Below are 7,192 nucleotides of genomic sequence, written 5' to 3' on the forward strand. Positions count from 1 at the left end.
ATGAATAACCTTTCTCCTGAAAACCTCGCGTCGAAGAAAGCCGCAGTTGATGGCGTTGTTAGCTCAGCGGCGACTCGCCCGTTAAAAACACCTTTTCGCCTGTCGCCGGAGGTGCGTGCATTTATCCGTAATCCCGCGGGAATGGCTGGCCTGCTGTTGCTGATTACGGTATTTCTGATGGCGGTGTTTGCGCCGTTACTGTATCCCGGCGATCCGCTGGATATGGTCGCTCAGCCTTTCTTGTGGCCGGGCGAAAACCCTGATTTCCCATTCGGAACCGATTCAATGGGCCGGGATGTCGCTGCTGGCATCGTCCACGGCTCACAGGTTTCCTTGCAAATCGGCTTCTCAGCCGTGATGGTCAGCCTGTTAATTGGCACCGTCGTCGGTGCGCTGGCGGGCTATTTTGGTGGTCGGGTGGATGACCTGCTGGTTCACATCACCGAACTGTTCCAGACCTTCCCGACCTTTTTGCTGGTCGTGGTACTGGTCGCCATCGGTTCCCCTTCGGTTACGCTGATTTCTCTGGCCATCGGTATTGCCGCATGGCCAACGATTGCACGTCTGGTACGAGCCGAGTTTCGCTCGCTGCGTGAAAGCGATTTTGTGTTAGCCGCACGCAGTCAGGGATTTTCCAGCCTGCGTATCATTTTTCAGGAAATGCTGCCGAACGCGCTGCCGTCGATCATTGTCACCACGTCGGTCATGGTTGCCTCGGCAATTTTGATTGAGTCCGCCTTATCCTTCTTAGGCTTTGGCGATCCGAACCGCGTGAGCTGGGGCAGCATGATTGGCGCAGGCCGCGAATCGCTGCGTACCGCCTGGTTTCTTACCGCCCTGCCCGGCACTGCGCTGGTCTTAACCGTGCTGTCACTGAATCTGGTTGGCGACGCGTTGAACGATGCCCTGAATCCACGTTTACGGGGGAGAAGCGCATGAAGCCGCTGGTCGATATTCAAGATTTACGCGTCGATTTTCCCGGTCACCAAGCTGTTCGAGGGCTAAACCTGACGATTAACGCCGGTGAAACGCTGGCGCTGGTCGGTGAATCCGGCTGCGGTAAATCCGCGACGGCGCTGTCCCTAATGCGACTAGTCGCCGAGCCGGGAAAAATCAGTGGCCGTATTCTGTTTGACGGACACGACCTGCTCACCCTGCCAGATCGCAAGATGCGCCAACTGCGTGGCAATGCGCTGTCGATGATTTTTCAGGAACCGATGACGTCGCTCAATCCCGTGCTCTCTATAGGGCAGCAGATTAGTGAAACGCTGCGGTTGCATGAAGCCCTAACGCCAGCACAGGCACGGACTCGTGCTATCGAGCTGCTGGATCTGGTCAAGATCCCAGAACCAGCGCGTCGGGTGGATAACTACCCTCATAACCTGTCTGGCGGCCAGCGTCAGCGCGTCATGATCGCCATGGCAGTGGCATGCCGCCCGCGCTTGCTGATTGCCGATGAACCGACCACCGCGCTGGATGTCACCATTCAGGCACAAATTCTGGCGCTGCTGGATAATCTGCGACGTGAATTCTCGATGAGCCTGCTGCTGATTACTCACGATCTTGGGCTGGTTGCGCAATGGGCCGACCGCGTGGCGGTGATGTATGCCGGGCAAAAAGTAGAAGAAGCACAGGCATCTGACCTGTTTCAGTCATCCAAGCATAACGTTTTCCCCAAACACAGCTACACGCGCGGGCTGTTGGCGACATCGCTGCATATGGATCAGGACAGACATTACCGTACCCATCGGCTGGCGGAAATCCATCATGCGGCGACGAACGACGACTCCAGTTTTACGCTGCTGACGCCGCCCAGCTTGATTCACCGAGCCACCGATACGAACCAGCAGCCGCTGCTCTCACTGCAAAATATTCAGACCCACTATTCAACACCGCAGGGCAAGGTGCTGGCGGTTGACGATGTGTCACTGACGATTTTACCTGGAGAAACGCTGGGTCTGGTGGGCGAATCCGGCTGTGGTAAATCAACCTTGTCCAAAACCATTCTACGTTTGTTACCACCTTCACACGGACAGATCGTTTTTGACGGGCAAGACATCACCACGCTAAAAGAATCTCGGCTGAAAGCGTTACGTCAGCGGGTACAGATGATCTTTCAGGATCCCTATGCCTCACTGAATCCACGCCACAGCATTCAGCATATTCTTGAAACGCCGCTGATTGTGCACGGCCTTGGCGATCGTTCGCAGCGACAGCAGGCGATCAACAATATCATCGAGCGCGTCGGTCTGCCGCAAAGCAGCCTGAATCGCTATCCCCATGAGTTTTCCGGCGGACAGCGTCAGCGTATCGGCATTGCTCGTGCGCTGGTAGTACGTCCTTCACTGGTGATTTGCGACGAGCCCGTATCCGCGCTCGATGTTTCTATTCAGGCGCAAATTCTCAATCTGCTAGTGGAGTTAAAAAACGAAATGGGTCTGTCGCTGCTGTTTATTTCCCACGATCTGGCAGTGGTGCGTTATATCGCCGACCGAGTCATGGTCATGCAAAACGGGCGCTGTGTGGAAAGTGGCGATCACCACAGCATCTGGCATCAGCCACAGCATCCGTATACCCGCAAACTGATCGATGCCGTCCCCGGCGGCGGGCAGCGCGAAGCGCCTGTGTCTCCAGAGCAAATGAGCAGGCAAGCGCATGGATAATAACGGTGAACACAAAGTGAGCACATCGACCGTTATTGACCAAACGGTTATGGAATCGATCATTCAGGATTTTTTACCTGAGCTGATAGCGATTCGTCACCATATTCATCAGCACCCAGAAATCGGCTTCGAAGAGTTTGCCACCGCACAACTGGTAGCGGAAAAGCTGACAGCATGGGGGCTTTCTGTCACCACCGGTATCGGTGGAACGGGCGTGGTCGCCACCTTACGCGGCCGCTATCCCGGTGAAGACAGCATCGGCCTGCGAGCTGATATGGACGCGCTGTATATCAGTGAAAAAACCGATCTGCCTTATGCCTCGGTACACGCAGGGAAAATGCACGCCTGTGGACATGATGGGCACACCACAATGCTACTGGGTGCCGCACGCTATTTGTCTCTGCACCCTGATTTCGCTGGCACCGTGCACTTTATTTTCCAACCGGCAGAGGAAGGATTAGGCGGTGGGCTTGCCATGCTAAATGACGGCCTGCTGACCACGTTCCCCTGCCATCGACTATTTGGCCTTCACAACAAGCCCGGTATCGAAGTCGGTAAGTTCGCGATTCGCAGCGGCCCGATGCTGGCAGCCAGCGACACCTGGCAGGTCACGTTTCACGGCACGGGCGGACACGGCGGTTCAGGCGTCCACCTTTCTATCGATCCAACGCTGCCTGCCGCACAATTTATGCTGGGCCTACAGACGATAGTCAGTCGCAACGTCCCCGCAATGGACGCAGCGGTGCTCAGCATCGGCCATATTCAGGGCGGCGATATCCATGCCCCGAACGTTATCCCTGACAGCGTCATCCTTAAAGGAACCGGACGGAGCTACTCGCCGAGCGTTCGCCGCCTGCTGGAAACACGTCTACGAGAACTGGCACACAGCACTGCGCAGGGCTTTGGTGCGACGGCCGATGTTCACTATGAACATCAATATCCCGCGCTGGTTAATGATACACACGCCACGCAGTTAGCCGTTAACGCCGCTGCGCAGGTGGTCGGACTCGAGCAGGTTGAAACCGCCATGACGCCGCTGCTCGGCGCAGAAGACTTTGCCTACATGCTGGAGCAGCGTCCCGGCTCGTTCATGATGCTAGGAAACAGCGACAAAGGTGCGGCCAGCGTGCATCACCTGCATACCCCGCGCTACGACTTTAATGATGCGCTGATTCCATTAGGGATCCGCTATTGGGCGACCTTGGTTCATCAAGAACTGGTTTATCAGGAGCTGGGGTTATCAATAGCAGGGGAGAGCGAGAACGACAGCCACTTATCCCACGATCTAAACATAACAATGCATGACGGCAATACACTCAGCGTCGCTCAAGAACAAAAAGGATGAATCATGATGGAGTTATTGAAAACTAAAGCGCAAAGCAAAGAAAAAGAGGCAGACATTAAACAGCGCATCCTGCGTGAGGCCATCACGATCTTCGCCAGCAAAGGAAGTGAGCTCACGACGATTCGTGAAATCACCGAAGCCACCAACGTGAACGTGGCATCAGTGAATTATTACTTTGGCTCGAAAGAAGGATTGCTGCGTGCTGTGCTGGACCATGTTCTTGGCCCGTTAAATGACGAAAGAACGCGTCTGCTGGATGAGGTGGAAAAAGCCAATCAGGGTGGTGTTCCGCCCGTTGCCGCACTGCTGGATGCACTATTGCGCCCGCTGGTTAAAACGGCCCGCACGCCCGACGGCGGACGTATTGTCGTTCGACTATTACAGCACCTACGCGCGACGCCGGGTCTGGAAGTCACCGCCCTGCTTTCGGCGCAGTTCGATCAGGTCGCCCACCGTTTTATCGATGCCTTTACTCATGCGCTGCCAGCATTATCGCGCGCAGAGGTGATCTGGCGCTATGAATTTGCCCGTGGTGCTGCCATGCACGTATTAACCGACGCCGATCCGCGTTCTGGTCGTCTGGCGTTGCTCTCCAAAGGGCTATGTGACAACCGCGATGACGATCGCGTGCTGTCGCATCTATTACGTTTTGTCGAGGCCGGCTTTATCGCCGCACCGCTGACTGAGGCCTCCTAAATACACACTTATCGCGAGCAGTAGTTCCGATCTTTATTTATCCGTAATACGCATACGCCAACAGGAAACAAACATGAGCAGAGAAAAAATTGAAGGGTCATTTGTTGCCCTCATCACACCTTTTAATGACGATGGTAGCGTGGATTTCGGCGCATTTGAGGCGTTATTAAAATTCCAGGAAGACAACGGCACGGCTGCCGTTTTGATTATGGGATCAACAGGGGAAGTTTCCATGCTGTCCCCCGACGAGAGAAAAGCGATCATCCGCCGTACCGCACAATACAGCACCAGTAAAATGAAGCTGTTCTACGGCTGCACCGGTAACAATACCGATACCACCATTGACTATGTTCGCTATGCGCATGACAGCGGCGCCGACGGTGCCATTATCGCCGCACCGGCTTATATCTGCGCCAGCGAAAGCGATATCGAAAGCTACTTTCTGGAAATTGCAGACGCGACCGATTTGCCACTGGGGATCTATAACAACCCACCACGCGTAAAAACGGATCTGCACTGGACGTCGCTGCTGCGTATTTTCAAACACCCGAACTATGTTATTCATAAAGAGTCCACGACTCGCGTGGGTCAGGTCGCACAAGTTCTGGCGGGGAATCCTGATGTTTCGGTGATGTGCTGCGACTCGCCCAATCTGGGTTTAGTGGTACCAACAATGTCGCTGGGAGGCCATGGAACCGCCAACATGACAGGCAATATTGCGCCAGCAGAACTGGCCGAAATTTCTCGCCCGTGGAAAAACGGCGAGGATGCAGAACGTTTCCGTAAAGCCTATCAGCATTTGCTGCCGCTACTGCATTACACCTATTCGGCAATCAATCCGGTGGCGGTGAAGTCATTGATGAAGGCGGTAGGTTTACCGGCAGGCAGCCTGCGCCGTCCACTGAGAGGATTACAGGGCGAAGCGTTGGATTCCGGCGTTCGCATCGTGAACGAATTAGGACTGAGTAACAAATACGGCTTTAAAAGCTGATTATCTTCTCGGGATTAGCGTGTAGTACGCGAGGATTTACTCTCAGAAGTGGCGTAAATAAGAGCCACTTCTGAGATATCAAACGAAAGGAATAGCTACTGCGGATTACTGACCAACAGGGAGCCTGAGCCGTTCGCCGTACTGCTTTGTCCGTTCTTCAACACCCAGACTCGTCCATAGTGATTATAAAAACCCGCCGAGTGCCCTGCATCTGGTCCAATGCCCTGATACATATCGAAGTGTTGGCCTTTAATTGCTCCACCGACATCCAGCGCAATCATCAGGCGCATCTCATACTTGCCCGTGAATTTGCCAACGTTATCCAATAGCGGTACTTCCATTAACAGTGCAGTCCCTGCTGGAATCAGCGAGCGGTCAGAGGCGACGGAAGCTTTCGCCACCAGCGGCACGGCGCTAGCCCCTTTCACAGGCGCAGACATCATCGGCTTAAAGAAGACAAAAGAAGGATTCTGTTCAAACAGTTCACGCACTTCATATTCGGTGTGCTCCTCCGCCCATTTGCGAATCGCCTGCATGGACATATCCTCACGCGCCACTTCACCACGATCGATCAGCACTTTGCCAATACTGCGGTAGGCATGACCATTTTTGCCTGCGTAGCCAAAGAACGTCAGCGGGCGTCCATCGCCAAAATCAATATAGGCGCTGCCCTGCACTTCCATCATGAAGTTATCAACCAGCGAGTTGGTCCAGGCGAGAACCAGCCGCTCATCCAACGCGCCTGAATAAATTCCGGCACGATCCGGTAGACGGCGGTTATTTTTACCCTTTGACGGCATAGCATATAAAGGATGGCGGAATTCCCCCTGACGGGTATGCCGCGCCTGCAATACTGGCGTGTAGTAACCTGTGAACTGCACGTTACCAAAGTTATCGACACCTTCCATCTGCCAGGCGTTCAGACCAAATTTGCTCAGTTCGCGGGTATCCGCCCCTGACATCATCCAGTTTTCAATCGCCTGAAAAATCGTATTATTGCGCGTATAGAGATTCGGTGACGCTGACCGAATTTCCGAAACCTGAGTGATGAAATCCCGCGCGTTGACCGGTTTTCCTTTGGCATTAGGCTCATTCACCAATTCCAGAGGCTGGTTGAGGTGACCATCTTTATATTGCTGCCCGCGATCGGTTGGCCTGGATTGGCACCCCGCCAGAATGGCAATGACCACTGCGGTCAGCACATATTTTCCCCACCGTCCCTTCATCTTTTGCGCTCGCTTTTTACATCAAAAATTTACCGTCGAACGATAACAAACGCCTATCGAGAAAGGAATGGGACAGTGCATAAATCAATGAGGTAAGGAAGAACGGTTCGGTACGCGGTATCGCAAGAAGCCATTTTCGGTAAATCATCCCCATTACGTTCACAAAACAATCCATCCGGCGGTAAATCAATCACCTAACAGCCAAATACAGCGTTTTTTACAGAAATAGGTTGCATCAATGTTCGCGGAGAGTATAGTGCGCATCCACGGA

General features: G+C 53.9%; 6 protein-coding genes. 5 read left to right on the top strand and 1 reads right to left on the bottom strand.

Annotated elements, in window-relative coordinates:
* From A0G03_RS14155 to A0G03_RS14175, 5 genes are all read left to right on the top strand, one after another.
* Window positions 1-939, top strand: coding sequence for an ABC transporter permease (locus tag A0G03_RS14155; RefSeq protein WP_048259031.1), 939 nt, complete (start codon window positions 1-3; stop codon window positions 937-939).
* Window positions 936-2,663, top strand: a complete 1,728-nt coding sequence (locus tag A0G03_RS14160; RefSeq protein ID WP_048259030.1) for an ABC transporter ATP-binding protein — start codon at window positions 936-938, stop codon at window positions 2,661-2,663. Before A0G03_RS14155 ends, A0G03_RS14160 begins: the two co-directional genes overlap by 4 nt.
* The gene (locus tag A0G03_RS14165; protein WP_048259029.1) at window positions 2,656-4,008 is read left to right on the top strand and encodes a M20 aminoacylase family protein; all 1,353 of its coding nucleotides are present in this window, start codon (window positions 2,656-2,658) and stop codon (window positions 4,006-4,008) included. Before A0G03_RS14160 ends, A0G03_RS14165 begins: the two co-directional genes overlap by 8 nt.
* Before the next feature lie 3 nt (window positions 4,009-4,011).
* Window positions 4,012-4,704, top strand: coding sequence for a TetR/AcrR family transcriptional regulator (locus tag A0G03_RS14170; protein ID WP_048259028.1), 693 nt, complete (start codon window positions 4,012-4,014; stop codon window positions 4,702-4,704).
* A gap of 73 nt (window positions 4,705-4,777) precedes the next feature.
* A complete protein-coding gene (locus A0G03_RS14175; RefSeq protein WP_048259027.1) occupies window positions 4,778-5,695 on the top strand; it encodes a 4-hydroxy-tetrahydrodipicolinate synthase family protein in 918 nt (305 codons plus the stop codon).
* 95 nt (window positions 5,696-5,790) lie between these two features.
* On the opposite strand, the gene mltA is transcribed toward A0G03_RS14175, so the two are convergent.
* Window positions 5,791-6,921, bottom strand: a complete 1,131-nt coding sequence (gene mltA / locus A0G03_RS14180; protein ID WP_048259026.1) for a murein transglycosylase A — start codon at window positions 6,919-6,921, stop codon at window positions 5,791-5,793.
* Window positions 6,922-7,192 lie beyond the last annotated feature (271 nt).

The organism is Pectobacterium peruviense (genome assembly GCF_002847345.1).
GTDB lineage: Bacteria > Pseudomonadota > Gammaproteobacteria > Enterobacterales > Enterobacteriaceae > Pectobacterium > Pectobacterium peruviense.

What these genes read in the sequence shown, in the direction of transcription:
- A0G03_RS14155 (WP_048259031.1), top strand. Translation starts at nt 1, where the DNA reads ATGAATAACCTTTCTCCTGAAAACCTCGCGTCGAAGAAAGCCGCAGTT.
- A0G03_RS14160 (WP_048259030.1), top strand. Translation starts at nt 936, where the DNA reads ATGAAGCCGCTGGTCGATATTCAAGATTTACGCGTCGATTTTCCCGGT.
- A0G03_RS14165 (WP_048259029.1), top strand. Translation starts at nt 2,656, where the DNA reads ATGGATAATAACGGTGAACACAAAGTGAGCACATCGACCGTTATTGAC.
- A0G03_RS14170 (WP_048259028.1), top strand. Translation starts at nt 4,012, where the DNA reads ATGATGGAGTTATTGAAAACTAAAGCGCAAAGCAAAGAAAAAGAGGCA.
- A0G03_RS14175 (WP_048259027.1), top strand. Translation starts at nt 4,778, where the DNA reads ATGAGCAGAGAAAAAATTGAAGGGTCATTTGTTGCCCTCATCACACCT.
- mltA (WP_048259026.1), bottom strand. Translation starts at nt 6,921, where the DNA reads ATGAAGGGACGGTGGGGAAAATATGTGCTGACCGCAGTGGTCATTGCC.